The following is a 24,329-nucleotide window of genomic DNA, read 5'->3' as shown; positions in this document are numbered from 1 at the left end:
TGCCCGGGCGATGGCGGAGAACAGCTCTTGGTTGATCGTCCAGTGACGAAGCCGGTCCGATGGATGTTTTCCGGGTTCCCGTCCAGTCGTGCCGGAACTCCCCGCCGGGCTTCACTGGCCTGAAGGCACCGGTCGGGAGGCAGGGGTGGGATGGATCTGAACACGATCGCGGACGTGAGGGACGCGCGGCTGCGCGAACCCTGGCGGCCCGGGGACGCGTGGCTGGGCGGCGGGACGTACCTGTTCTCCGAACCCCAGCCGCACCTGCGGCGGCTGGTCGATCTGAGCCGGATGGGCTGGGAGCCGCTCACGCGGCACCCGGACGGCTCGCTGGAGATCGCGGCGACCTGCACGATCACCCAACTGTCCCGCCACGCGCGACGCTTCCTCGACGCCCCCGCCGCCCCGCTGTTCGAGCAGTGCTGCCGGGCGTTCCTCGCCTCGTTCAAGATCTGGAACATGGCGACCGTCGGCGGGAACCTGTGCAACGGCCTGCCGGCCGGACCGATGATCTCGCTGACCGCCGCCCTCGACGGCACCTGCCTCCTCCTGGCCCAGGACGGCTCGACCCGCGAGGTGAAGGTGGCCGATTTCATCCGCGGCGCGGGCGTGAAGGACCTCGCGGAGGGCGAGCTGCTGCGCTCGGTCACGCTCCCCGGGCGGGCCCTCGGATGCCGTACGGCCTTCCGGCAGGCGTCGCTGTACGGGCTCGGCCGGTCCGGCGCCCTGGTGATCGGAGCCCTGGACCCGGTGGACGGCTCGCTCGCGGTGACGGTCACCGCCGCCACCACCCGCCCCCTCCGCCTCTGGTTCCCGCTGCCGCCGACCGCCGGGCAGCTCCGTACGGCCGTCGACTCCGCGGTGGCGCCCGGCGCGTGGTTCGACGACATCCACGGACTGCCCGAGTGGCGCAGGCACATGGCCCTGCGTCTCGCCGAGGAGGTCCGCCGCGAGCTGACCACGTCCGACACCCCCGGGGAAGGTGCCCGATGAGCTTCGACATCCAGGTCAACGGCCGCCCGTTCGACACCGCGCCGCGAGCCGGCCAGTGCCTGCGCACCTACCTCCGCGAGCGCGGCTGGTTCGGCGTGAAGAAGGGGTGCGACGCGGGCGACTGCGGCGCCTGCACCGTGCACGTCGACGGCGAACCCGTGCACAGCTGCCTCTACCCGGCCGTGCGGGCCGAGGGGCGGACGGTGACGACCGTGGAGGGCCTCGCCTCCCCGGACGGCGAACTCCACCCCGTCCAGCGGAAGTTCCTTGACGCCCAGGGCTACCAGTGCGGCATGTGCACGGCCGGCTTCCTGATGACGACGGCCGCCCTGGAGGCCGAGCGCGGCACCCCGCACGACGACGGCAAGCTGGACGACCTGCCCCGGGCGTTCAAAGGCAACATCTGCCGCTGCACCGGCTACCGGGCGATCGAGGACGCCGTCCGGGGCGTGAAGCACGTCGAACGGCCCTGCGCCGGGAAGGCCGTGGGCCGGAACGTCGGCGCGCCGGCCGGCCCGCAGGTCGTGACCGGCACGGCCCGCTACACCTTCGACGTCGAGGTCCCGGGCCTGCTGCACATGAAGCTGCTGCGCTCACCGCACCCGCACGCCCGGATCGTCGCGATCGACACCTCGGCCGCGCTCCGCGTGCCCGGCGTGGTCGCCGTCCTCACCCACGAGGACGCCCCGGCGACGCTGTACTCCTCCGCCCGGCACGAGCACCCCACCGAGGACCCCGACGACACCCGCGTCCTGGACGACGTCGTCCGGTACGTCGGCCAGCGCGTCGCGGCCGTCGTCGCCGACAGCGAGCGGGCGGCCGAGGAGGGCTGCCGCAGGATCGACGTGACGTACCGGGAACTGCCCTTCGTCATCGACCCGGAGGAGGCGATGCGCCCCGGCGCCCCCGTGATCCACGCGGGGAAGGGGCCGGAGGCGCGGATCGCCCGGGTCGAGAACAACGTGGCGGGGGAGGTCCACGGCGAGATCGGCTCCGTCGAGGACGGCTTCGCCGAGGCGGACGTGGTGTACGAGGAGACGTTCCGCACCCAGCGCGTGCAGCACGCGAGCCTGGAGACCCACGGCTGCGTCGCGTATTTCGAGCCCAAGGAGGACGGCACGGGCGAACGCCTGACCGTGCGCTCCTCCACCCAGACCCCGTTCCTCACCCGGCGGGCCCTGTGTGCGCTGTACGGCCTGCCCGAGGAAGAGGTGCGGGTGGTCGCGGGCCGGGTCGGCGGCGGCTTCGGCGGCAAGCAGGAGATGCTGACCGAGGACATCGTGACGCTCGCCGCGCTGAAGCTGCGCCGGCCGGTGAAGCTGGAGTACACCCGGGCCGAGCAGTTCCACGGGGCGACCACCCGGCACCCGTTCACCATCGGCATCAAGGTCGGGGCCCGCAAGGACGGGACGCTGACGGCCGTGCGGATGCGGGTGGTGTCGAACACCGGCGCGTACGGCAACCACGGCCCCGCGGTGATGTTCCACAGCGTCGGGGAGTCCTTCGCCGTCTACCGCGCCCCGCACAAGAAGGTCGACGCCTACTCCGTCTACACCAACGTCGTCCCGGCCGGCGCCTTCCGCGGTTACGGACTCGGCCAGGTCACCTTCGCCGTCGAGTCCGTCATGGACGAGCTGGCCCGGCGCCTCGGCATGGACCCCCTCGTCTTCCGCGAGAGGAACATCATCGGTCCCGGGGACGCCATGCACAGCCCGATCGGCGAGGAGGAGGACCTGTACATCGCCTCCTACGGGCTCGACCAGTGCCTCGCCGTCGTACGGAACGCGATCGCGGAGGACCGCAGCGCCGAGGAAGCGCCGGAGGGCTGGCTGGTCGGGCAGGGCACCGGCATGGCGATGATCGCCACCGGCCCGCCCGGCGGCCACCACGCCGACGCGCGCATCTCGCTCCTGGAGGACGGCACGTACGACATCGCGGTGGGCACCGCCGAGTTCGGCAACGGCACCACCACCGTCCACAAGCAGATCACCGCAGGTGCTCTGCACACCACCGAGGACCGGCTCACCGTCCGCCAGTCCGACACCGACGTCGTCCGCCACGACACCGGCGCCTTCGGCTCCGCCGGCACCGTCGTCGCCGGCAAGGCCGTCCTCCTCGCCGCGACCTCCCTGGCGGAACGGCTCCGCACCCTGGCCGCCCGCCACACCGGCGTGGCCCGCCACCTGTGCGTGCTCGGCGCCGAGTCCGTCGACTGCGCCGGGCGGCTCGTCACCCTCAAGGAGCTGTACGAGGCGGGCCACGCCCTCGGGGCGGCGGAGGAGCTGGCGGCCGACGGGCACTGGGGCGGCTCGCCGCGCTCGGTGGCCTTCAACGCCCAGTGGTTCCGCCTCGCCGTGGACCCCGGCTCGGGCGAGATCCGCATCCTGCGCAGCGTCCACTCCGCCGACGCCGGCAAGGTCATGAACCCGATGCAGTGCCGGGGCCAGGTCGAGGGCGGGGTCGCGCAGGCGCTCGGCGCCACGCTCTTCGAGACCGTCCGCGTCGACGAACGGGGCGAGGTGACGACGGCGTCGTTCCGGCGCTACCGGCTTCCCCAGTACGCGGACGTGCCCCGGACCGAGGTCCACTTCACCGAGACGTCCGACGCGATCGGCCCGCTCGGGGCCAAGTCGATGAGCGAGAGCCCCTTCAACCCGGTCGCCCCCGCCTTCGCCAACGCCCTGCGGGACGCCACCGGCATCCGCTTCACCGAACTGCCCGTCACCCGGGACCGCGTCTGGCTCGCCCTCCACCGGAAGCACGGCGGCGTCGGCCGACAGTCCAAGCAGATAGGAGACAGGAACTCGTAGCAACCTCACAGATGCGCGTCGCAGACCGTGATCCACATGGCAATCGAGGTTCGGTGACCTGTCGGTCGGGTATCCCTTCGCGCAGCCGCCCACCGACCGCCGTGAGGGGACCGACGATGAGCCGACCGAGGACCGCACCCCGCCCGCCCCACCCCCTGTCCACCGCCGAGCCCGCAGCAGCCGTGCCGCCCGCGTCCCTCGCCCTGTGGGGAGACGTGGCCCGGCCCGTCACGCTCACCGTCGCCGAACTGCGGCAGGGGTGGGACCAGCACCGGGCCGAGGTCGTCTTCGACTGCGCGACCGCGGGACCGCAGCACCATGTCTTCGCCGGGCCCCTGCTGCGGGACGTCGTCACCGTGGCCCGGCCCCGCTTCGACCCCGCCCGGCGCAAGGAGCGCTCCCGCTTCCTGCTCGCCGTGCGCGGCGGCGACGGGCACCACACGGTCCTGTCGTGGGCGGAGATCGACGCCGACTTCGGCGACGCGCCCGTACTGCTGGCGACCCGCATGGACGACCGGGACCTCGACGCGGCCGGCACCCAGCTCGTCGTCCCGTCCGACCGCTGCGGCGCCCGGTACGTCAGCGCCGTGACCGGCATCTGGATCGGTGCCCACCCGCTCACCGGAGCCGATCGGTCCGAGGCGTGAGACCACCGGGCCATCCCCTGGTGGCTTCCTACAGCGCCTCTCTCATTCGCGATGGAGGGTCCCACGATGTTGTTGCAGATGAGTTCGAATGAGGCCTACGGTGTCGCATATGCAGTCCTACACCATCGGGCAGGCCGCGCGACTCCTGGGCGTCAGCCCCGACACGGCGCGGCGCTGGGCGGACGCGGGACGGGTCGCGACCCACCGCGACGAGAGCGGCCGCCGCGTCATCGACGGCAAGTCGCTCGCGGCGTTCTCCGTCGAGCTCGCGCAGGCGGACGACGAGGACGCCTCGTACACCTCGGCGCGCAACGCGTTCCCGGGGATCGTCACGGCGATCAAGCTCGGCGACATCGCGGCCCAGGTCACCATCCAGGCCGGTCCGCACCGCCTGGTCTCCCTCCTCACCCGGGAGGCCGTGGAGGAGCTGGGACTGGAAGTCGGCATGCAGGCCACCGCCCGCGTGAAGTCGACCAGCGTGCACATCGACCGCACCTGACCACCCCTCACGCAGTACGCACCGCACACCTCGGCCGTCGGCGCGGCCGGCCTGTTCCCCCGTCTTCCGTTCCCCTTCAAGGAGTTCCGAGCCTCATGTCCCTCACCCTCACCAGACGCCGTACCGCCGCCGCCGTGCTCACCGCCGCCCTGCTCGTCCCGCTCGCGGCCTGTTCCGGCGACACCGGGAGCGACGACACGAAGAAGGACACGGGCAACTCCACCGCGTCCGCCTCCGCGTCCGGCTCCGCCGTGCCCCCGGCGAACCTGACGGTCCTCGCGGCGGCCTCGCTCACCGACGTCTTCAAGACGGCCGGCGCCGCGTACGAGAAGGCCCACCCGGGCACGAAGATCACCTTCTCGTTCGCCGGCTCGCAGGAGCTCGTCGCCCAGGTCTCGCAGGGCTCGCCCGCCGACGTCCTGGTCACCGCCGACACCAAGAGCATGGACAAGGTGAAGGCCGACACGGGCAGCCCCGCGATCATCGCGAAGAACCGGCTCGTCATCGCCACCGGCGAGGGCAACCCCTTCAAGGTCGACGACCTCAAGGACCTGGCCGACACCAAGCTGAAGGTCGTCCTCGCCGCGCCCGAGGTGCCCGCGGGCAAGTACAGCAAGCAGGTCCTCGACAAGCAGGGCGTCGCGGTGAAGCCGGTCTCCCAGGAGCCCAGCGTCCGCGCCGTGCTCAGCAAGGTCGAGCTGGGCGAGGCCGACGCCGGCCTGGTCTACAGGACCGACGCGGCGAGCGCCGCCGACAAGGTCGACGCCGTCGAGATCCCCGACGGCCAGAACGCGATCGCCCAGTACCCGGCCGCCACGCTCAAGGACTCGAAGAACGCCGAGGCCGCCGCCGCGTTCGTCGCCTGGCTGTCCTCGCCCGCGGGCCAGAAGATCCTCCAGGAAGCCGGCTTCCAGAAGCCGTGACCGCCCGGGACGGCGGCGTCCGGAGCTGTGACCTTCGTGACGCGGCTCCCGGGCCCGTGACCTCCGGGAGGGACGCTGGTTCCACAGGTCGTACTCCTCCGGGACGCCCGCTTCCGGAGCCGTGACCGTCCGGGGATCACCCGGACCGTGGGGGCTGTCCGCGTCGGGGGACCGGACAGCCCCTCCGCACCACCACCTCACCACTCCAGGACCTTCGATGAAACGAGCAGGCGTACGAACCTCGGGTACGCGCCCGCCCCTCGCCCTGGCGCTGCCCGCGCTCGCCGCGGTGGCCTTCCTGGCCCTCCCGCTGATCGGCATCCTCGTCCGCACGGAGTGGAGCGAGCTCGCCGCGCACCTCCGCTCGCCCGGCACCGTCCAGGCGCTGAAGCTGTCGCTCCTCGTCTCCTTCTGGGCGCTCGGGCTGTCGCTGCTGCTGGGCGTGCCGCTGGCCTGGCTGCTCGCCCGGGTGCCGTTCCCCGGCAAGGCGTTCGTCCGCTCGCTCGTCCTGCTGCCCATGGTCCTGCCGCCCACCGTCGGCGGCGTCGCCCTGCTCCTCGCCTTCGGCCGCCGCGGACTCCTCGGCCCCTGGCTGGAATCCACCTTCGGCATCACCCTGCCGTTCCACACCTCCGGCGCCGTCCTGGCGGCGACGTTCGTCGCCATGCCCTTCCTCGTCATCAGCCTGGAGGGCGCGCTCGGCGGCCTGCGGCCCCGGTACGAGGAGACGGCCGCCTCGCTCGGCGCCTCACCGGTCCGGGTCTTCTTCACCGTCACCCTGCCCATGGTGGCCCCCGGCGTCCTGGCCGGCGCGGCCCTCACCTGGGCGCGGGCGCTCGGCGAGTTCGGCGCGACCATCACCTTCGCCGGCAATCTCCCCGGCACCACCCAGACCCTGCCGCTCCAGGTCTACCTCCTCCTCCAGGAGGAGCCCGAGGCCGCCACGTCGGTCTCGCTCCTCCTCCTGGCCATCGCCATGGGGGTGCTGATCGCCCTGCGCGGCCGATGGACCGGCACCCCCGCCGACGGCCCCCGCCGCCACGAGCCGGCGCCGGACACGGACGCCGCCCCCGCCGGTCCCGCGCCGGACGCGGACGCCGTCCCCGCCGACTCCGCGACCGGCCGCACCGATCTGCCCGCTCCGTCCACCGGACGCTGGGCGCTGCACGCCGACGTCACCGGCTTCACCCGCCTCACCCTCGACGCGGACCCCGGCACCACCATCGCCGTCGTCGGCCCCAACGGCGCGGGAAAGACGACCCTCCTGCGCGCCCTGCTCGGCCTCACCCCCCGCGCCCACGCCGGCCTCCGGCTCGGCGACACGGACGTCACCGCGCTGCCCCCGCACCGGCGCCGGGTCGCCTGGGTCCCGCAGGACGGGGCCCTCTTCCCGCACCTGTCGGCCCTCGCCAACACCGCGTACGGGCTCCGCGCCCAGGGCGTGTCCCGCGCCGAGGCCCGCCGCGAGGCGCGGGAATGGCTGGACCGGCTCGGCGTCGGCCTGCTCGCGCACCGGAAGCCGGCGCAGCTCTCCGGCGGCCAGGCCCAGCGCGTGGCGCTCGCCCGCGCGCTCGCCGCCCGCCCCCGGCTGCTGGTCCTCGACGAACCGCTCGCCGCCCTCGACCAGACCACCCGGGCGCACGTGCGCCACACCCTGCGCGCCCACCTCACCGGTTTCGGCGGCGTCTGCCTCATCGTCACCCACGACCCGGTGGAGGCGGTGTCGCTCGCGGACCGCGTCCTCGTCCTCCAGGACGGCCGCGCCCTCCAGGACGCCACACCGGCCGAGGTCACCCGTCACCCGCGCTCGCCCTGGGTGGCCCGGATGCTCGGGCGCAACGCCTGGCCCGGCACCGCCACCGCCGACGGACTCGACCTCTCCGGCGGCGGTGTCCTCGTCGCGGCCGAACCCCCGCCGCCCGGCACCCCGGCCCTCGCGATCGTCGCCCCCGAAGCGGTCTCCCTGCACCGCGAGAAGCCCGCGGGCAGCCCGCGCAACGTCTGGCCCGGCACCGTACGCGAGATCACCACCAGCGGCAGCCGCCTGCGCGTCCTCGTCACCTCCGCCGAGGCCCCCGACCTCGTCGCCGAGATCACCCCGCAGGCCGCCGCCGAACTCGGCCTCGCCGACGGCGTGTCCGTCTGGACCAGCGTCAAGGCGACCGAGACGACCGTCGTCCCGCTCTGAGCCCCCGGCACCGCCTCCGGCCCTGAACCCTGCCGCGTCCAGCAGGGAGCGTCGCGCGGGCCGGGGCCGGCGGTGCCGTCGATCCGGCCCTTGAGGTGGCGCCGGCCGCCGGCGCCGGCGGACCCGGCCATGGTCCGGCGCGGTCGGGCCACTCCCCGTGGGCGAGACGCCGGAGGGCGTGCAGGACGTGGACCGTGACGGGGCGTCGTCGGATCCGATCCGGACCAGGAGACGCATCGGAGGAAGCCGGATCAGGAGAAGGGCGCGTCGCCGCATCCGCGATACACGGGCGGGTGGCTGCCTGGCAGGTACGGCCGGAAGAGGGGTGGCTGCCTCTTGGATGATCGACCGTACCGACGCGGCGGGGGAGGGCGTGACTCTGTGTCGACCTCCCATCGCGTCGGCCGGTCGGAGGCTGCTTGACTGGCTGGTGCCGGCACCGAGGCGGAGGAGGTGGCTCTCGCCGCCCTCGGCCGGTCGGCCGGAAGGGCCCTGCGCGTCGTTCGCGGTGTTCCGCGCGCAGGGGTCCTTCGCCTCCGTCGCACCGTCCGGCGCGCCACGCCCGATCGAGCGTCGGTGCCTGGCCCGCCGGCCCCGCCACCCGGGGGCCCTACTCCTCCTCGGGAGGTCCGGGTGACGCGAGCCGGGCCACCAGCAGCTCCGCCCTCCGTGCCGCGTCCGCGGCGGGCAGTCGTCCGGCGCGGGTCAGGGTCGCCAGACCGTGCAGGGACGCCCAGAACACCTCGGTGAACAGGCCCGGTTCCACGCCGTCCCCGGCGACGTCGGTCAGCGTCTCCAGGAGGGCGGCGAACCCCTCCTTCAGGGGCTGCGGAGTGTCCTCGTGCGCGAACGGCAGGCCGCCGTCGAGCTGGAACATGGCGTCGTAGACCGCCGGGTTGCGTGCGGCGAAGTCGAGGTAGGCGCGGGTCAGGGCGGTCACCCGGGCGCGTGTCCCTTCCGCGGCGGAGGTCGCCGCCCGCAGGGACGCGGCCAGTTCGGCGGCGCCCTCCAGGGCGACGGCGCCGATGATCTCGCGCTTGCCGCGGAAGTGGCTGTAGAGGACGGGCTGGCTGTACTCGATGCGCTCGGCGAGCCGGCGGGTGGTGACCGCCTCCCAGCCCTGCCGCTCGGCGAGTTCGCGGGCCGTCGCGACGATGAGGCGCTCGCGGACCGCCCGTTCGCGCTCTTTGCGTTCCTGTACCGACATGACTCGATTCTAGCACCGCTAGACAATCGAGCGATAGCAGCGCTAGCGTTGAACCATCACCTAGCGCCACTAGCTCCAGGTGTCATCCGATTCGAGGAGGGGCAAGCCATGCTCGACGCACTTGAGATCGCCACCACCGTGATCGTCGGCCTGATGGTGGGAGTGGAGCTCTCCGTCGCCTTCGTCATGAACCCGATCTTCTCCGCCCTCCCCGACGACAGCGGCCAGCAGGCCCGGAGCCACGGCGGCCGGATGCTCGGTGCCGCCATGCCGGTCTGGTACATCGGCTCGCTCGTCCTCGTCGCCGTCTGGGCCGTCGCCGGCCGGGGCCACGAAGGCGTCGGACTCGTCGTCACCGCGGGCGCGTTGCTGCTCGTCAGCGTCATCATGTCGATCCTGCTGCTCGTCCCGATCAACAACCGCGGCAAGACGTGGACCCCCGAGAACCGGCCCGCGGACTGGAAGGAGCAGACGAGGCGCTGGGACCGCTACCACTACGTCCGCGTCGCCGTCATCGTCGCCGCCTTCACCTTGCTGGTCGCCGCCCTCGCTTGAACCGGAACCTGAACCGGAACCGGGAGCGCGGGCAGGGGGCGCGGCGGGAGCGGGCGCTGCGGCCTCGCCCCGGGCCGGTGGACGAGGCTCCCCGGCATGACCACCGGGACGACCTCGCCCACGCCCGCCGCCGTCTTCGCCCGTGGCTGCGGGCCGACGCCCGCGAGCTGACGGAGGGCACGGCCTGAGCGGCCGGGGCGCCGGTGGCCGGGACGGGGTACGGGATCCGCGCCGCGGCCCGTACCCCTCCGGGAAGCGGCCCGGCGTGCTCCCGTGGCGGGGCGCGCCGGGCCGAGGGACTACCGTGCGAGGGCACCCGCTCCCGAACGAGGAAGTCCCCACCGTGCTCGTCGCCCGCTCCGTCGCCCTCTTCGCCGTCGCCGCCCTGTTCGAGATCGGGGGTGCCTGGCTCGTCTGGCAGGGCCTGCGCGAGCACAAGGGGTGGGTCTGGATCGGCGCCGGCGTCATCGCCCTCGGCCTGTACGGGGTGGTCGCCACCTTCCAGAGCGACGAGGACTTCGGTCGCATCCTCGCCGCGTACGGCGGCGTCTTCGTCGCCGGCTCGATCGCCTGGGGCATGGTCGCGGACGGCTACCGCCCCGATCGCTTCGACGTGATCGGGGCACTGGTCTGCCTCGCCGGCATGGCCGTCATCATGTACGCCCCGCGGGGCCACTGACCGCAGGCCCGTACGCGGCCGGTGGGGTGGGCGGAGGCGTCGTCGGAGCGAACGCCTACCGCCGTTCTCGACACCTCGGCGTCAAGGAGGTGTGAAGAGACGGGTGCCGGACGCCAAGAACCCGACAGGGACGGCGGAGGGCTCGTCGGGGCGGTCACACCCTGGGCGGACCCGAGCACGAAGGAGACCCCCGCATGTCCGCTCCCACCATCGAGAACGGTGTCGCGCCCGCCGTCGAGGAGCCCCCGGATCCCGGGGCGCGGCACAAGCTGACGGCCGTCACCGGACTGGCCGCGCTCTCGCTCGACGCCATGGCGTCGGTGGCGTACGGTCCCGAGGCGATCGTCCTGGTCCTGGCCGCGGCCGGCGGGTACGGGCTCGGGTTCACGCTCCCGGTCACGCTGGCCATCGTCGGTCTGCTGGCCGTGCTGGTCGCCTCGTACCGTCAGGTCATCGCCGCCTTCCCGGACGGCGGAGGCTCGTACGCCGTCGCCAAGGAGCACCTGGGGCGACGCACGAGCCTGGTGGCCGCCGCCTCCCTCGTCCTCGACTACGTGCTCAACGTCGCCGTCGCCGTCACCGCCGGCGTCGCCGCGCTCACCTCGGCCTTCCCCGAGCTGTACGGCGACCGGCTGGCCGTCTGCCTGGCGGTCCTCGCCCTCGTCACCGCGGTCAACCTGCGGGGCATCGTCGACTCGGCCCGCGCGTTCATCGCGCCGACCGCCGTCTTCGTCGCGGCCATCCTCACCCTCGTCGTCGTCGGTCTCTTCCGCGACGCCCCCGTCTCCACCGCCGCGTCCACCGGCCACGCCGCCGTCCTCGCCGACGACGCGACGACGGTCGGCGCGCTGCTCCTGCTGAAGGCGTTCGCCTCCGGCTGCTCCGCCCTCACCGGCGTCGAGGCCATCGCCAACGCGGTGCCCTCGTTCCGCAGGCCGGCCGCCCGCCGGGCCATGCGCGCCGAGGTCGCCCTGGGCGGTCTGCTCGGCGTGATGCTGATCGGCCTGTCGGTCCTGATCTCCCGTTTCGGGCTGCGGCCCGTCGAGGGCGTCACCGTCCTCGCCCAGCTGGCGGACGCCTCCCTGGGCCACAACTGGGCTTTCTACGTCGTCCAGTTCGCCACCATGGTGCTGCTCGCGCTCTCCGCCAACACCTCCTTCGGCGGCCTGCCGGTCCTGCTCGAACTGCTGGCCAGGGACAACTACGTGCCGCACGTCTTCGGGCTCAAGGCCGACCGGCAGGTGCACCGCCACGGCGTCGTCTGGCTCGCCGCCGTCTCCGCCGCCCTGCTGCTGTTCTCCGGCGGCGACACCAACACCCTCGTCCCGCTCTTCGCCATCGGCGTCTTCGTCGGCTTCACCCTCGCGCAGACCGGCATGGTCCTGCACTGGCGGCGCGAACGCGGCCCCGGGTGGCTCCCCAGGGCCGTCCTCAACGGCCTCGGCGCCGTTCTCACCGGCGTCTCCGCGATCGTCGTCACCGCCACCAAGTTCCACGACGGTGCCTGGCTGATCGTCATCGCCCTCCCCGCCCTCGTCCTCGCCTTCGAGGCCGTCCACCGCGCGTACACCCGCATCGGCGAGCGGCTCGGCGTCGGCAGGATCCCGGAGCCGCCGCACCGCGAGCGCTCCCTCGTCCTGGTGCCGGTCTCCTCGCTGACCCGGCTCACCAGCGAGGCCCTGACCGCGGCCGTCTCCCTCGGCGACGAGGTCCGCGCCGTCACCGTCTGCCATCCCGATGCCGAGGACCTGGCGGCCACCGAGGCCCTGGAGCGCGACTGGGCGCTGTGGAACCCGGGCGTCCCGCTCGTACGACTGCCCTCCGAGCGGCGCTCCCTCGGCCGGCCCCTCACCGCGTACGTCCGCGAGCTGGGGACGGGCGAACCGGACACCCGGGTCACCGTCCTCATCCCCGAGACCGAGCCGGAACGGCTGTGGCAGCGGCTCCTCCAGAACCAGCGGGGCGCGGTCGTCGCCCACGCCGTCCGCCGCGACACCGACGCCGTCGTCTGCCGGCTGCGCCTCCGCTGCTGACCGGCGGCGGCCCGTGAGGGCGCCGTCCTTCGCCAGGGGAGGCGCGGGGGAGGCGTAGGGGACGCGTCAAGAGAGCGCCGCGAGGCGTAAGAGGGGCGTCAACGAGAGCCGCGACCTGGCCGAAAGCAGGTTTGCTCATCTCGTCCGAGAATCCGTTCTTCCTTCTTCCTGAATCCGGGAGTCCACGATGGCCGATCTGGCCTTCGTCGTCACCACGATCGCGGTCTTCGCGCTGGTGGCGTTCATCGCCAAGGGGGTGGCGAAGCTGTGAGTGCCGAGAACATCGTCGGTCTGCTCGTGGCGGCCGCCCTGCTGGGTTATCTCGTTCTTGCCCTCGTCAAGCCGGAGAGGTTCTGAGCTCCGAGATGAGTCCTGTCCTTGCTGGAGTGCTCCAGCTTCTGGCGTTGATCGTCGCCCTGGGCCTGTCGTACCGGCCGCTGGGCGACCACATGGCGCGGGTGTACTCCTCGGAGAAGCACTACAAGCCGGAGAAGTGGGTCTACAAGGCGGTCGGGGCGAACCCGGACACGCAGATGCGCTGGCCGGCGTATCTGCGAGGGGTTCTCGCCTTCTCCGCGGTGGGCGTGCTCTTCCTGTACCTGCTCCAGCGGGTGCAGGGGTCGCTCCCCGGTTCGCTCGGGTTCGTCTCGATCGACCCGGACCAGGCGTTCAACACGGCCGCCTCCTTCGTGGCCAACACGAACTGGCAGTCGTACTACGGCGAGCAGGCCATGGGCCATGTGGTCCAGACCGGCGGACTCGCCGTGCAGAACTTCGTGTCCGCCGCGGTGGGCATGGCCGTGGCCGTGGCCCTGGTGCGCGGGTTCGCCCGGTCGCGCTCGGGTGAACTGGGCAACTTCTGGGCCGACCTGGTCCGGGGCGTCGTCCGGATCCTGCTGCCCATCGCCGTGATCGGCGCGCTCGTCCTCGTCGCGTGCGGCGCGATCCAGAATTTCTCCGGGATCCACGAGGTGGGTCAGTTCACCGGCGGATCGCAGCAGTGGAACGGCGGCGCGGTGGCCTCGCAGGAGGTCATCAAGGAACTGGGCACGAACGGCGGCGGCTACTTCAACGCCAATTCGGCCCACCCCTTCGAGAACCCGAACGGGCTGTCGAACCTCTTCGAGATCTATCTGATCCTCGTCATCCCCTTCGCGCTGACGCGGACCTTCGGCCGCATGGTGGGCTCCCTGAAGCAGGGATACGCGATCCTCGGCACGATGGCCGTCATCTGGGTCGGATTCACGGCGCTGATGCTGTGGACCGAGTTCGCCGGCAAGGGTCCGGCCTTCGAGCTGGCCGGCGGGGCGATGGAGGGCAAGGAGACCCGGTTCGGCATCAGCGCGTCGGCGATCTTCTCGGTCGCCACCACGCTGACCTCGACCGGCGCGGTCAACTCCTTCCACTCGTCGAACACCGGTTTCGGCGGCGGCATCAACCTGCTGGGCATGCAGCTCGGCGAGATCGCGCCCGGCGGTGTCGGATCCGGTCTCTACGGCATGCTGATCATGGCGATCATCGCCGTGTTCATCGCGGGCCTGATGGTCGGCCGTACGCCCGAGTACCTGGGCAAGAAGATCGGCACCCGCGAGATCAAGTTCGCCGCCTGCTACATCCTGGTCACCCCCGCGCTCGTCCTCGGCTTCACGGCGGCGTCGTTCGTCCTGGACACCCCGGCGAACTCGATGACGAACTCGGGCGCGCACGGCTTCTCCGAGATCCTGTACGCCTTCACCTCGGGAGCCAACAACAACGGCTCCGCCTTCGCGGGCCTGAACGCCGACACGCAGTGGTTCAACTCGACCATCGGCATCGCGATGCTGCTGGGCCGGTTCCTGCCCATGGTGTTCGTCCTCGCGCTGGCCGGCTCCCTCGCGGAGCAGCGGCCGGTCCCGGAGACCGCGGGCACCCTGCGTACCGAGAAGCCGCTCTTCACCGGGCTCCTGGCCGGCACGATCATGATCATCACCGGTCTCACCTACTTCCCGGCCCTCGCCCTGGGACCGCTCGCCGAAGGGCTCGCGGCATGACCATCGACGTAGAGAAGCACGAGGACACGATGTCCACCACCACGATGGCCGAGGCGCCCCACCGTGATCCGTCCGGGGACCGGCAGGCCCCGGGGCGGATCGGCGGGGGACTCTTCGACCCGCAGCAGCTGGTCAGGTCCTTCCCGGACGCGATCAGGAAGCTCGACCCGCGGGTGATGATCAAGTCGCCGGTGATGTTCGTCGTGCTGGTCGGCTCCGTCGTCACCACCGCCCTCGCGGTGAAGAACCTGGGGGACTGGTTCGGCTGGGCGATCACCGTCTGGCTGTGGCTGACCACGATCTTCGCCAACCTCGCCGAGGCGGTCGCGGAGGGCCGGGGCAAGGCCCAGGCGGACACCCTGCGCAAGGCCAAGACCGACACCGTCGCCCGGCGGATCATCGGCGGGAACGAGGAGCGGGTGCCGGGCACCGAGCTGCGCGTCGGTGATCTGGTGGTCTGCGAGGGCGGCGACACCATCCCCGGCGACGGTGACGTCGTCGAGGGCGTGGCGAGCGTCGACGAGTCCGCGATCACCGGCGAGTCCGCCCCCGTGATCCGGGAGTCCGGCGGCGACCGCTGCGCGGTCACCGGCGGCACGAAGGTCCTCTCCGACCGCATCGTCATCAAGATCACGACGAAGCCGGGCGAGACCTTCATCGACCGGATGATCAACCTGGTCGAGGGCGCCGCCCGGCAGAAGACGCCGAACGAGGTCGCCCTCAACATCCTCCTCGCGTCCCTCACCGTCGTCTTCCTCCTCGCGGTCGTCACGCTCAAGCCGTTCGCGGTCTACGCGGGCGCGGACGAGCAGACCTCCCTCATCGTCCTGACGGCGCTCCTCGTCTGCCTGATCCCGACGACGATCGGCGCGCTGCTCTCCGCGATCGGCATCGCCGGCATGGACCGGCTGGTCCAGCGCAACGTGCTGGCGATGTCGGGCCGCGCGGTCGAGGCCGCCGGCGACGTGTCGACCCTGCTGCTCGACAAGACCGGCACGATCACGCTGGGCAACCGGCAGGCCTCGGAGTTCGTCCCGGTCTCCGGTACGACGGCGGCGGAGCTGGCGGACGCCGCCCAGCTCTCCTCGCTCGCCGACGAGACCCCCGAGGGGCGCTCGATCGTGGTCCTCGCCAAGGAGAAGTACGGCCTGCGGGCGCGCCACCAGGGCGAACTCGCGCACGCCACCTGGATCGAGTTCACCGCCCAGACCCGTATGTCGGGTGTCGACGTCGACGGCAGGTCCACCCGCAAGGGCGCGGCCGGCTCGGTCGTCGCATGGGTCCGCGAGCAGGGCGGCCGGGTCGCGGAGGACGCCGACACCCTGGCCGACCGCATCTCCGAGGCCGGCGGCACCCCGCTGCTGGTCGCCGTCAAGGACGACAAGGGCGCCCGGGTCCTCGGCGTGATCCACCTGAAGGACGTCGTCAAGGAGGGCATGCGGGAGCGGTTCGACGAGCTCCGCCGGATGGGCATCAAGACCATCATGATCACGGGTGACAACCCGCTGACCGCCAAGGCGATCGCCGAGGAGGCGGGGGTCGACGACTTCCTCGCCGAGGCCACGCCCGAGGACAAGATGGCGCTCATCAAGCGGGAGCAGGCCGGCGGCAAGCTGGTTGCGATGACCGGTGACGGCACCAACGACGCTCCCGCGCTCGCACAGGCCGACGTGGGCGTGGCGATGAACACCGGTACGTCGGCCGCGAAGGAGGCCGGCAACATGGTCGACCTCGACTCCGACCCGACCAAGCTCATCGAGATCGTCGAGATCGGCAAGCAACTCCTCATCACCCGGGGCGCCTTGACGACCTTCTCGATCGCCAACGACGTCGCCAAGTACTTCGCGATCATCCCCGCGATGTTCGCCGTCGCCCACCCGAGCCTCGACAGGCTCAACATCATGGGCCTGGCCTCGCCGGAGTCCGCGATCCTCTCCGCCGTCGTCTTCAACGCGCTGATCATCGTCGCCCTCGTCCCGCTCGCCCTCAAGGGCGTGCGCTACCGGCCCTCCAGCGCCGACTCCATGCTCCGGCGCAACCTCGGCCTCTACGGACTCGGCGGCCTGATCGCCCCGTTCATCGGCATCAAGCTCATCGACATGCTCCTCTCCCTCATCCCCGGAATCGGCTGACCCACGATGAACAACTCAGCAGCGAACACCGGCCGCGTCCTGTGGGCGGGCCTGCGAGCCCTGCTCGTCCTCACCGTCATCACCGGCGTGCTCTACCCGCTCGCCGTCACCGGCATCGCTCAGGTCGCCTTCCCCGGCAAGGCCGACGGTTCCGAGATCGAGGTGGACGGCAAGGTCGTCGGCTCCGCACTCATCGGCCAGACGTACCTCGACGGGGAAGCCCCCGACCTGCGCTGGTTCCAGCCCCGCCCGTCCAACGGCCTGGGCACCAACAGCGTCAACACCCAGTACGAGCTGATCCTCTCCGGCGCGACGAACCGTTCCGGCGACAACGAGGACCTCGTCCAGTGGGTCACCGACGCCAAGGCCGCCGTCGTCGAGGACAACTCGGTGGCCGGGTACACGGTCGAGCCGTCCGACGTCCCCGCCGACGCGGTGACCTCCTCCGGCTCCGGCCTCGACCCGCACATCTCCCCCGCGTACGCGAAGCTCCAGGTCCACCGCGTCGCCGAGAAGAACAGGCTCACCGTCGCGCAGGTCGACCGGCTCGTCGCCGATCACACCGACGGGCGCATCCTCGGATTCATCGGGGAGCCCCGGGTCAACGTCCTCGAACTCAACATCGCGCTCAGGGAATTGACCAAGGGCTGACGGCCTTGACCAGACGGCGGGGGAGCCGGCGGATACGGGTGAACCCGACGTCCGCCGGCTCCCCGGCGCGACGCACCGCATCCCCGTCATCCGATCACCGAACCCGGCCGGGGCCACCGCTTCGAACCGTAGGAGACGCCGTACATGGGACGCGGGAAGCTGCGCATCTACCTGGGAGCCGCGCCGGGAGTCGGCAAGACGTACTCCATGCTCTCGGAGGGGCACCGCCGCGTCGAGCGCGGCACGGACTGCGTCGTCGCGTTCGTCGAGCACCACGACCGGCCCAGGACCGAGGTCATGCTGCACGGCCTCGAAACGATCCCGCGCCGGACGATCGAGTACCGGGGGACCTCGTTCACGGAGATGGACGTGGACGCCGTCCTCGCCCGGCGGCCCGCCGTCGCCCTCGTCGACGAACTGCCGCACACCAACGTCCCCGGCTCCCGAAACCCCAAGCGCTGGCAGGACGTCGAGGAACTCCTCGCGGCCGGCATCGACGTCGTGTCGACCGTCAACATCCAGCACCTCGAATCGCTCGGCGACGTCGTCGAGGCGATCACCGGGATCCGGCAGCGCGAGACGGTCCCGGACGAGGTCGTCCGCAGGGCCGGCCAGATCGAGCTGGTCGACATGTCGCCGCAGGCCCTGCGCCGCCGTATGGCGCACGGCAACATCTACAAGCCCGACAAGGTCGACGCGGCGCTCTCCAACTACTTCCGCCCCGGCAACCTCACCGCCCTGCGCGAACTGGCCCTCCTGTGGACCGCCGACCGGGTCGACGAGTACCTCCAGGAGTACCGGACCGAGCACCGCGTCTCGAAGATCTGGGGCTCGCGGGAGCGGATCGTCGTGGGCCTCACCGGCGGGCCGGAGGGCCGGGCGCTGATACGCCGCGCGGTCCGGCTCGCCGAGAAGGGCGCGGGCGGCGAGGTCCTCGCCGTCCACATGGCCCGCAGCGACGGCCTCACCGCCGTCTCGCCCGAGGAACTGGCGGTCCAGCGGACCCTCGTCGAGGACCTGGGCGGCACCTTCCACCACGTCGTCGGCGACGACGTCCCCGCCGGACTCCTGGCGTTCGCGCGGGGCGTGAACGCCACCCAGATCGTGCTCGGCGTGAGCCGCCGCCGCTCCTGGCAGTACGTCCTCGGCCCCGGCGTCAGCGCCACGGTCGCCCGCGAGTCCGGACCCGACCTCGACGTCCACATCGTCACCCACGACCAGGTCGCCAAGGGCAGCCGACTGCCCGTCACCGGGCCTGCCGGCCTCGGACGTTCGCGGACGCTCTGGGGCTGGCTCGTCGGCCTCGCCGGTCCCGGCCTCCTCACCCTGTTGCTCAGCACCGCGGCCCCCGACGTGGGCCTCGCCAACGACGTCCTGCTCCACCTCACACTGACCGTCGCCGCGGCGCTCCTGGGCGGCCTCAGACCGGCCCTCGCCTCCGCCGCCCTCGGCTCCCTGCTCCTGAACTGGTTCTTCACCTCGCCGGTCCACCGGCTCACCATCGCCGACCCGCACAACATCGTCGCCCTGCTGGTCTTCGTCGGTGTGGCGATCGCCGTGGCGTCGGTTGTCGACCTGGCGGCCCGCCGCACCCACCAGGCGGCCCGGCTGCGCGCCGAGGCGGAGACCCTGTCCTTCCTGGCCGGTGGTGTGCTGCGCGGCGAGACGAGCCTCGAAGCGCTCCTCGAACGGGTCCGCGAGACCTTCTCCATGGAGTCGGTCACCCTCCTGGAGCGGGCCGACGAGACGGAACCGTGGTCCTGCGTCGCCGTCGTCGGCCACCGCCCGTGCGCGCGCCCGGAGGACGCGGACGTCGACATGCCGGTCGGCGACCATCTGGCGCTCGCGCTCAGCGGCCGGGTGCTGCCGGCGGAGGACCGGCGGGTGCTGGGCGCGTTCGCGGCGCAGGCGGCCGTGGTCCTGGACCGGCAGCGGCTGGTCGGCGAGGCCGAGGAGGCCCGCAAGCTGGCCGAGGGCAACAAGATCCGCACCTCGCTGCTCGCGGCCGTCAGCCACGACCTGCGGACCCCGCTCGCCGGCATCAAGGCCTCGGTCACCTCGCTGCGCTCCGACGACGTCGAGTGGTCCGAGGAGGACCGGGCCGAACTCCTCGAAGGCATCGAGGCCGGCGCCGACCGCCTCGACCACCTCGTCGGCAACCTCCTCGACATGTCCCGCCTGGAGACGGGCACAGTGACCGCCGTCATCCGGGAGACCGACCTCGACGAGGTCGTCCCCATGGCGCTGCTCGGCGTCGCCGAGGGCAGCGTAGGCCTGGACATCCCCGAGACGCTGCCGATGGTCGCGGTCGACCGCGGACTGCTGGAGCGGGCCGTCGCCAACATCGTCGAGAACGCCGTCAAGTACAGCCCGCCGGGAGAGGCCGTCCTCGTCTCGGCCAGCGCCCTCGCCGACCGCGTCGAACTCCGCGTGGTCGACCGGGGCCCCGGCGTCCCCGACGAGGCCAAGGACCGCATCTTCGGCGCCTTCCAGCGGTACGGCGACGCCCCGCGCGGCGAGGGCGTCGGCCTCGGACTCGCCGTGGCACGCGGCTTCGTGGAGGCGATGGGCGGCACGCTCACCGCGGAGGACACCCCGGGCGGCGGCCTCACCATGACGGTCACCCTGCGCATGACGGACGGAGCGCCCCGGTCCGTCCCGGACGTGGCGGCCGGGGCGACCACGTAGACACCGGACCGGCAGACCGGGGGCCGCCGCCCAAGGACGTACACCGGCCGGTGCTCACCTTCAGGCCTGCGCGGGCCGGTGGTCGCCTCCAGGCCTGCGCCGTCCGAGGCCCGCCCTCACGCGCACGCCGGCCGGCGGGCGCCCTGTGCGTACGCCGTCCCGGGCCGCCCGCCCCTTCGCGTACGCCCGCCGAGGCCCGCCCTCACGCGTACGCCGGCCGGCGCGAGCGCTAGGATCCCTCGGCGCCCCGCGGCGCCGTGTCCCGTACAGCCGCCGGCCGGAGGAGAGTCACCCGGACATGACCGCACAGCGCTTCCTGTACGTCGTCGTCTGCGGCGCCGGCATCGCGGGCGACGCCCACCGGCTGATCGCCGCCGCCCAGACCAGGGGGTGGGGCGTCGGCGTCGTGGCGACCCCGCAGGGGCTCGGCTTGCTCGACACCGAGGCGATCGTCCGGCAGACCGGCCACCCGATCCGCTCGGCCTGGCGCACCCCCGGCGAGCCGCGCCCGCTGCCGCCCGCCGACGCGATCGCCGTCGCCCCGGCGACCTTCAACACGATCAACAAGTGGGCCGCCGGCATCGCCGACACCCTCGCCCTGGGCATCCTCTGCGAGGCGTACGGGCTGGGGATCCCGACCGCGGTCCTGCCGCGCGTGAACGCCGCCATGGCAGCCCACCCCGCGTACGGCCGCAGCCTGTACCGGCTGCGGGAGATGGGCGTCCTGATCGGATCGCACGCGTGGGGCGGCGGGGACGCGGAGGGCTTCCGCTGGGAGGAGGCGCTGGAACTGCTGGACGGCCGGACCGCCTGACCGGGCGGGCCGCACCGCCGTCGGACACGCTCCGGGCGCGGACGCGCACCGTGCGCGTCCGCGCCGCCGAGGCGAATGGTCCGGCCCCCGGGTTGGGTCTAGGGTCGAGAGATAGGCCGAAGGCGCGCCCGCGCCCTCGCGGTCCGGGTGTCCGCGGAGCGGGTCGAGGCGTGCGGAAGGAGCCTCCCATGACCCGTACATTGCGAGGCGCGATAGCGGTGGCCTCGACCGTGGCCCTGTCGCTGGGCGTGGTGGCGACGACGACGGGCGCCGCGCCGGGGCAGGCCAAGCAGGAGATCCGGATCGGACTGCTGCTGCCGGAGAGCAAGACCACGCGGTACGAGAAGTTCGACCGGCCGTACATCGAGCAGAAGATCAAGGAACTCGCCCCGGACGCCCAGATCGACTACTACAACGCGGCCGAGAGCGCGACGACCCAGCAGCAGCAGGTCAACACCGCCCTCGCCAAGGGCGACCAGGTGCTGATCCTGGACGCGGTGGACGCCAAGTCGATCCAGTCCTCCGTGGAGAAGGCGAACGAGGCCGGCGTGAAGGTCGTCGCCTACGACCGGCTCGCCCAGGGCCCGGTCGACGCCTACGTCTCGTACGACAACCGCAAGGTCGGCGAACTCCAGGGCCGGGCGCTGCTCGACGCGCTCGGCGACAAGGCGGAGAGCGGCCAGATCGTCATGCACAACGGCTCGCCCACCGACCCGAACGCGGCCGAGTTCAAGGCCGGCGCCCACTCCGTCCTCGACGGCGAGGTGGAGATCGGCAAGGAGTACGACACCCCCAACTGGGACCCGAACAACGCCAACCAGCAGATGTCCGGCGCCATCAGCGCCCTCGGCAAGGACAACATCGTCGGCGTCTACTCCGCCAACGACGGACTGGCCGCCGGCATCGCCACCGCCCTCGCCGCCGCCGGCATGGACGTGCCGCTGACCGGCCAGGACGCCCAGCTCGACGCGATCCAGCGGATCCTGCTGGGCACCCAGACCATCACCGTCGAGAAGCCGTACAAGCCCGAGGCCGACATCGCCGCCACCATGGCCGTCAACCTCGCCGAGGGCAAGCCGCTGCCCGCCGACCTGACCCCCACCACCGTCACCAGCGGAAGCGGCCAGAAGGTCCCGGCCACCCTGCTGACCCCGGTCGTGGTCGACAAGGACAACATCAAGGACACCGTCGTCAAGGACGGGCTGTACACGGTCGACGAGATCTGCACGCCCGCCTACGCCGACGCCTGCGAGGAGGCCGGGCTGCGCTGAACCGGCCCGGTCGTCCCCCCGGCCCGCCGAGGAGGCGGTCGAAGGTGACGGAAGCACCCGTGCTCACGCTGCGGGGGGTGTCCAAGAGGTTCGGCGCGGTCCAGGCCCTGTCGGACTTCGACCTGGAGGTCCACGCCGGTGAGGTGGTCGCCCTGGTCGGCGACAACGGCGCCGGCAAGTCGACCGCCGTCAAGGCGATCGCCGGGGTGAACCCGCCCGACGACGGCGTCATCGAGTGGGAGGGCCGCGCGGTCTCCATCCACCGGCCGCACGACGCCCAGCACCTCGGCATCGCCACCGTGTACCAGGACCTCGCCCTCTGCGACAACCTCGACGTCGTCGGGAACCTCTTCCTCGGCCGGGAGCTGCGCCGCTTCGGCGTGCTCGACGAGGTCCGCATGGAGCGCCGCGCCCGCCAGCTGCTCGACACGCTCTCCATCCGGATCCCCTCGGTGCGGATCCCCGTGGCGTCGCTCTCCGGCGGCCAGCGCCAGACGGTGGCGATCGCCCGCTCGCTCATCGGCGACCCCCGGGTCGTCATCCTGGACGAACCCACCGCGGCGCTGGGCGTGGAGCAGACGGCGGAGGTCCTCGACCTCGTCGAACGCCTCCGCGGGCACGGCCTCGGCACCATCCTGATCAGCCACAACATGGTGGACGTGATGGCCGTCGCCGACCGGATCGCGGTGCTCCGCCTCGGCCGCAACAACGGCTTCTTCGACCGGCGCTCCACCACCACCGAGGAGATCATCTCCGCGATCACCGGCGCCTCCGACAGCGCCGTCACCCGGCGCCAGGCCCGGAAACGCGAGGAACGGGAGGAGCGGGAGGAACGGGAGGAGCGGGAGGAACGCGGGGAGGAGAGGCCATGAGCGACGCCAAAGGCCGCGATCCCCGGGACCGCGATCCCCGGGACCGCGACGGTCTCGCCGGGGCGGGGGACGAACAGCGGCCCGCCGCCGAGGCGATGCCCGCCGTCGACAGCCGGCTGATCGTCCGGGAGGAGGGCTTCCGCGGCTACGCGGGCGAGTTCCGGCGCAAGCTGCGCAGCGGCGAGCTCGGCTCGCTGCCCGTCGTCATCGCCGTCGTCATCATCTGGACCGTCTTCGGCAGCCTCGACAGCGCCTTCCTCTCCGCCCAGAACCTGTCCGACCTCAGCCAGCAGATCGTCGGCACCGGCATGATCGCCGTCGGCATCGTCTTCGTGCTCCTGCTCGGCGAGATCGACCTGTCCGTCGGCTCCGTCAGCGGCCTCTGCGCGGCCCTCTTCGCCGTGCTCAACGTCATCAACGGCATGAACGAGTGGCTGGCACTGCTCGTCGCCCTCGCCGGGGGAGCGGCCGTCGGGCTCATCCACGGCTTCTTCTTCGCCAAGGTCGGCGTGCCCGCCTTCGTCGTCACCCTGGCGGGCAACCTCGCCTGGAACGGGCTGATGCTGCAGGTGCTCGGCACCAGCGGCACGGTCAACATCCCCAGCGACAGCATCGTCGCCGAGCTCTACTCCACGATCTTCGAGAGCCCGGCCGCCGCCTACGTCGCGGCCGCGGTGGGCGTCGGCCTCTTCCTGCTCGCCTCGCTGCTCGACACCCGGCGCCGGCGCGCGGCGAGGGTGCCGTACCGCCCGCTCGCCGAGATCGTGGTGCGGACCGCCGTCATCGCCGCGATCGCCTTCGCCGCCGCGTACATCCTCAACCGCTACCGGGGCCTTCCGCTCGCGCTGCTGATCTTCCTCGTCCTCCTGGTGCTCCTCGATCTCGTGCTGCGCCGCACCCGCTACGGACGCCAGATCTTCGCCGTCGGCGGCAACATCGAAGGAGCCCGACGGGCCGGCATCAGCGTGCCGTTCGTCCGGATGAGCGTCTTCACGATCGCCGGCACGATGGCGGCCGTCGGCGGTCTCTTCCTCGCGGGACAGATCCAGTCCGCGAGCCAGACCTCCGGCGGCGGCAACCTGCTGATGAACGTGATCGCCGCCGCCGTCATCGGCGGGACGAGCCTCTTCGGCGGACGCGGCTCGGTCTGGTCGGCGCTGCTCGGCGCGCTCGTCATCGGCTCCATCCAGTCCGGCATGAACATCATGGGCGTCAGCAACGCCGTCCAGTTCATGATCACCGGTTCGGTCCTGCTGGCCGCCGTGGTGGTCGACTCCCTCTCCCGCCGCAGCCAGAAGGCGGCGGGCCGCGCCTGACCGCCTCGCGCGGCCGAGGGC

The 24,329-nt window shown here is 72.3% G+C and carries 20 protein-coding genes; 19 read left to right on the top strand and 1 reads right to left on the bottom strand.

Features of this window, described 5'->3' with window-relative positions; translation table 11 throughout:
* Nucleotides 1-150: 150 nt before the first annotated feature.
* From ACF1BN_RS29855 to ACF1BN_RS29830, 6 genes are all read left to right on the top strand, one after another.
* Nucleotides 151-993, top strand: coding sequence for an FAD binding domain-containing protein (locus ACF1BN_RS29855; RefSeq protein ID WP_392334707.1), 843 nt, complete (start codon nt 151-153; stop codon nt 991-993).
* The gene (locus ACF1BN_RS29850; RefSeq protein WP_392334706.1) at nt 990-3,803 is read left to right on the top strand and encodes a molybdopterin-dependent oxidoreductase; all 2,814 of its coding nucleotides are present in this window, start codon (nt 990-992) and stop codon (nt 3,801-3,803) included. Before ACF1BN_RS29855 ends, ACF1BN_RS29850 begins: the two co-directional genes overlap by 4 nt.
* Nucleotides 3,804-3,919: 116 nt before the next feature.
* Complete coding sequence (locus ACF1BN_RS29845; RefSeq protein ID WP_392334705.1) at nt 3,920-4,450, top strand: molybdopterin-dependent oxidoreductase; 531 nt, start codon at nt 3,920-3,922, stop codon at nt 4,448-4,450.
* A gap of 109 nt (nt 4,451-4,559) precedes the next feature.
* A complete protein-coding gene (locus ACF1BN_RS29840; RefSeq protein WP_376595448.1) occupies nt 4,560-4,949 on the top strand; it encodes a molybdopterin-binding protein in 390 nt (129 codons plus the stop codon).
* A 95-nt stretch (nt 4,950-5,044) separates the two neighbouring features.
* The gene (modA, locus tag ACF1BN_RS29835) at nt 5,045-5,872 is read left to right on the top strand and encodes a molybdate ABC transporter substrate-binding protein (RefSeq protein ID WP_392334704.1); all 828 of its coding nucleotides are present in this window, start codon (nt 5,045-5,047) and stop codon (nt 5,870-5,872) included.
* 217 nt (nt 5,873-6,089) lie between these two features.
* Nucleotides 6,090-8,060: an ABC transporter permease gene (locus ACF1BN_RS29830; RefSeq protein ID WP_392334703.1), complete on the top strand. Its 1,971-nt coding sequence runs from the start codon at nt 6,090-6,092 to the stop codon at nt 8,058-8,060.
* 610 nt (nt 8,061-8,670) lie between these two features.
* On the opposite strand, the gene ACF1BN_RS29825 is transcribed toward ACF1BN_RS29830, so the two are convergent.
* Nucleotides 8,671-9,267 (bottom strand): TetR/AcrR family transcriptional regulator, encoded by a 597-nt coding sequence (locus ACF1BN_RS29825; protein WP_392334702.1) that lies wholly within the window; start codon nt 9,265-9,267, stop codon nt 8,671-8,673.
* Between the two features lie 108 nt (nt 9,268-9,375).
* Here ACF1BN_RS29825 and ACF1BN_RS29820 point away from each other — a divergent pair, with 108 nt between their 5' ends.
* From ACF1BN_RS29820 to ACF1BN_RS29760, 13 genes are all read left to right on the top strand, one after another.
* Nucleotides 9,376-9,822 (top strand): anthrone oxygenase family protein, encoded by a 447-nt coding sequence (locus tag ACF1BN_RS29820; RefSeq protein WP_392334701.1) that lies wholly within the window; start codon nt 9,376-9,378, stop codon nt 9,820-9,822.
* Nucleotides 9,819-10,010, top strand: coding sequence for a hypothetical protein (locus ACF1BN_RS29815; RefSeq protein WP_392334700.1), 192 nt, complete (start codon nt 9,819-9,821; stop codon nt 10,008-10,010). The genes ACF1BN_RS29820 and ACF1BN_RS29815 overlap by 4 nt, the downstream gene beginning before the upstream one ends.
* A 155-nt stretch (nt 10,011-10,165) precedes the next feature.
* Nucleotides 10,166-10,501, top strand: coding sequence for a YnfA family protein (locus tag ACF1BN_RS29810; RefSeq protein WP_392334747.1), 336 nt, complete (start codon nt 10,166-10,168; stop codon nt 10,499-10,501).
* Between the two features lie 194 nt (nt 10,502-10,695).
* The gene (locus ACF1BN_RS29805; protein WP_392334699.1) at nt 10,696-12,534 is read left to right on the top strand and encodes an APC family permease; all 1,839 of its coding nucleotides are present in this window, start codon (nt 10,696-10,698) and stop codon (nt 12,532-12,534) included.
* A 267-nt stretch (nt 12,535-12,801) separates the two neighbouring features.
* Nucleotides 12,802-12,891 carry a K(+)-transporting ATPase subunit F gene (kdpF, locus tag ACF1BN_RS29800; RefSeq protein WP_033204243.1) on the top strand — a complete coding sequence of 30 codons (90 nt, stop codon included), beginning with the start codon at nt 12,802-12,804 and terminating at the stop codon, nt 12,889-12,891.
* 8 nt (nt 12,892-12,899) lie between these two features.
* A complete protein-coding gene (gene kdpA / locus ACF1BN_RS29795) occupies nt 12,900-14,564 on the top strand; it encodes a potassium-transporting ATPase subunit KdpA (RefSeq protein ID WP_392334698.1) in 1,665 nt (554 codons plus the stop codon).
* Nucleotides 14,561-16,696, top strand: a complete 2,136-nt coding sequence (gene kdpB, locus ACF1BN_RS29790) for a potassium-transporting ATPase subunit KdpB (protein WP_392334697.1) — start codon at nt 14,561-14,563, stop codon at nt 16,694-16,696. The genes kdpA and kdpB overlap by 4 nt, the downstream gene beginning before the upstream one ends.
* A gap of 6 nt (nt 16,697-16,702) precedes the next feature.
* Nucleotides 16,703-17,347 (top strand): potassium-transporting ATPase subunit C, encoded by a 645-nt coding sequence (locus ACF1BN_RS29785; RefSeq protein WP_392334696.1) that lies wholly within the window; start codon nt 16,703-16,705, stop codon nt 17,345-17,347.
* A 144-nt stretch (nt 17,348-17,491) separates the two neighbouring features.
* Nucleotides 17,492-20,035, top strand: coding sequence for an ATP-binding protein (locus tag ACF1BN_RS29780; RefSeq protein ID WP_392334695.1), 2,544 nt, complete (start codon nt 17,492-17,494; stop codon nt 20,033-20,035).
* Between the two features lie 298 nt (nt 20,036-20,333).
* Nucleotides 20,334-20,849 (top strand): flavoprotein, encoded by a 516-nt coding sequence (locus ACF1BN_RS29775; protein ID WP_392334694.1) that lies wholly within the window; start codon nt 20,334-20,336, stop codon nt 20,847-20,849.
* A 188-nt stretch (nt 20,850-21,037) separates the two neighbouring features.
* Nucleotides 21,038-22,120, top strand: a complete 1,083-nt coding sequence (locus tag ACF1BN_RS29770) for a substrate-binding domain-containing protein (RefSeq protein ID WP_392334693.1) — start codon at nt 21,038-21,040, stop codon at nt 22,118-22,120.
* A gap of 44 nt (nt 22,121-22,164) precedes the next feature.
* Nucleotides 22,165-22,992, top strand: coding sequence for an ATP-binding cassette domain-containing protein (locus ACF1BN_RS29765; RefSeq protein ID WP_392334692.1), 828 nt, complete (start codon nt 22,165-22,167; stop codon nt 22,990-22,992).
* 95 nt (nt 22,993-23,087) lie between these two features.
* On the top strand, nt 23,088-24,308 hold the full coding sequence (locus ACF1BN_RS29760) for a sugar ABC transporter permease (RefSeq protein WP_392334746.1): 1,221 nt from the start codon (nt 23,088-23,090) through the stop codon (nt 24,306-24,308).
* The last annotated feature ends 21 nt before the right edge of the window (nt 24,309-24,329 follow it).

Origin of the sequence: Streptomyces sp. NPDC014861 (assembly GCF_043081625.1) — a bacterium.
Taxonomy (GTDB): Bacteria; Actinomycetota; Actinomycetes; order Streptomycetales; family Streptomycetaceae; genus Streptomyces.
The sequence above is the reverse complement of the archived record's forward strand: the minus strand, read 5'-3'. Positions and strand labels throughout refer to the sequence as shown.

What these genes read in the sequence shown, in the direction of transcription:
- ACF1BN_RS29855 (WP_392334707.1), top strand. Translation starts at nt 151, where the DNA reads ATGGATCTGAACACGATCGCGGACGTGAGGGACGCGCGGCTGCGCGAA.
- ACF1BN_RS29850 (WP_392334706.1), top strand. Translation starts at nt 990, where the DNA reads ATGAGCTTCGACATCCAGGTCAACGGCCGCCCGTTCGACACCGCGCCG.
- ACF1BN_RS29845 (WP_392334705.1), top strand. Translation starts at nt 3,920, where the DNA reads ATGAGCCGACCGAGGACCGCACCCCGCCCGCCCCACCCCCTGTCCACC.
- ACF1BN_RS29840 (WP_376595448.1), top strand. Translation starts at nt 4,560, where the DNA reads ATGCAGTCCTACACCATCGGGCAGGCCGCGCGACTCCTGGGCGTCAGC.
- modA (WP_392334704.1), top strand. Translation starts at nt 5,045, where the DNA reads ATGTCCCTCACCCTCACCAGACGCCGTACCGCCGCCGCCGTGCTCACC.
- ACF1BN_RS29830 (WP_392334703.1), top strand. Translation starts at nt 6,090, where the DNA reads ATGAAACGAGCAGGCGTACGAACCTCGGGTACGCGCCCGCCCCTCGCC.
- ACF1BN_RS29825 (WP_392334702.1), bottom strand. Translation starts at nt 9,267, where the DNA reads ATGTCGGTACAGGAACGCAAAGAGCGCGAACGGGCGGTCCGCGAGCGC.
- ACF1BN_RS29820 (WP_392334701.1), top strand. Translation starts at nt 9,376, where the DNA reads ATGCTCGACGCACTTGAGATCGCCACCACCGTGATCGTCGGCCTGATG.
- ACF1BN_RS29805 (WP_392334699.1), top strand. Translation starts at nt 10,696, where the DNA reads ATGTCCGCTCCCACCATCGAGAACGGTGTCGCGCCCGCCGTCGAGGAG.
- kdpA (WP_392334698.1), top strand. Translation starts at nt 12,900, where the DNA reads ATGAGTCCTGTCCTTGCTGGAGTGCTCCAGCTTCTGGCGTTGATCGTC.
- kdpB (WP_392334697.1), top strand. Translation starts at nt 14,561, where the DNA reads ATGACCATCGACGTAGAGAAGCACGAGGACACGATGTCCACCACCACG.
- ACF1BN_RS29785 (WP_392334696.1), top strand. Translation starts at nt 16,703, where the DNA reads ATGAACAACTCAGCAGCGAACACCGGCCGCGTCCTGTGGGCGGGCCTG.
- ACF1BN_RS29780 (WP_392334695.1), top strand. Translation starts at nt 17,492, where the DNA reads ATGGGACGCGGGAAGCTGCGCATCTACCTGGGAGCCGCGCCGGGAGTC.
- ACF1BN_RS29775 (WP_392334694.1), top strand. Translation starts at nt 20,334, where the DNA reads ATGACCGCACAGCGCTTCCTGTACGTCGTCGTCTGCGGCGCCGGCATC.
- ACF1BN_RS29770 (WP_392334693.1), top strand. Translation starts at nt 21,038, where the DNA reads ATGACCCGTACATTGCGAGGCGCGATAGCGGTGGCCTCGACCGTGGCC.
- ACF1BN_RS29760 (WP_392334746.1), top strand. Translation starts at nt 23,088, where the DNA reads ATGCCCGCCGTCGACAGCCGGCTGATCGTCCGGGAGGAGGGCTTCCGC.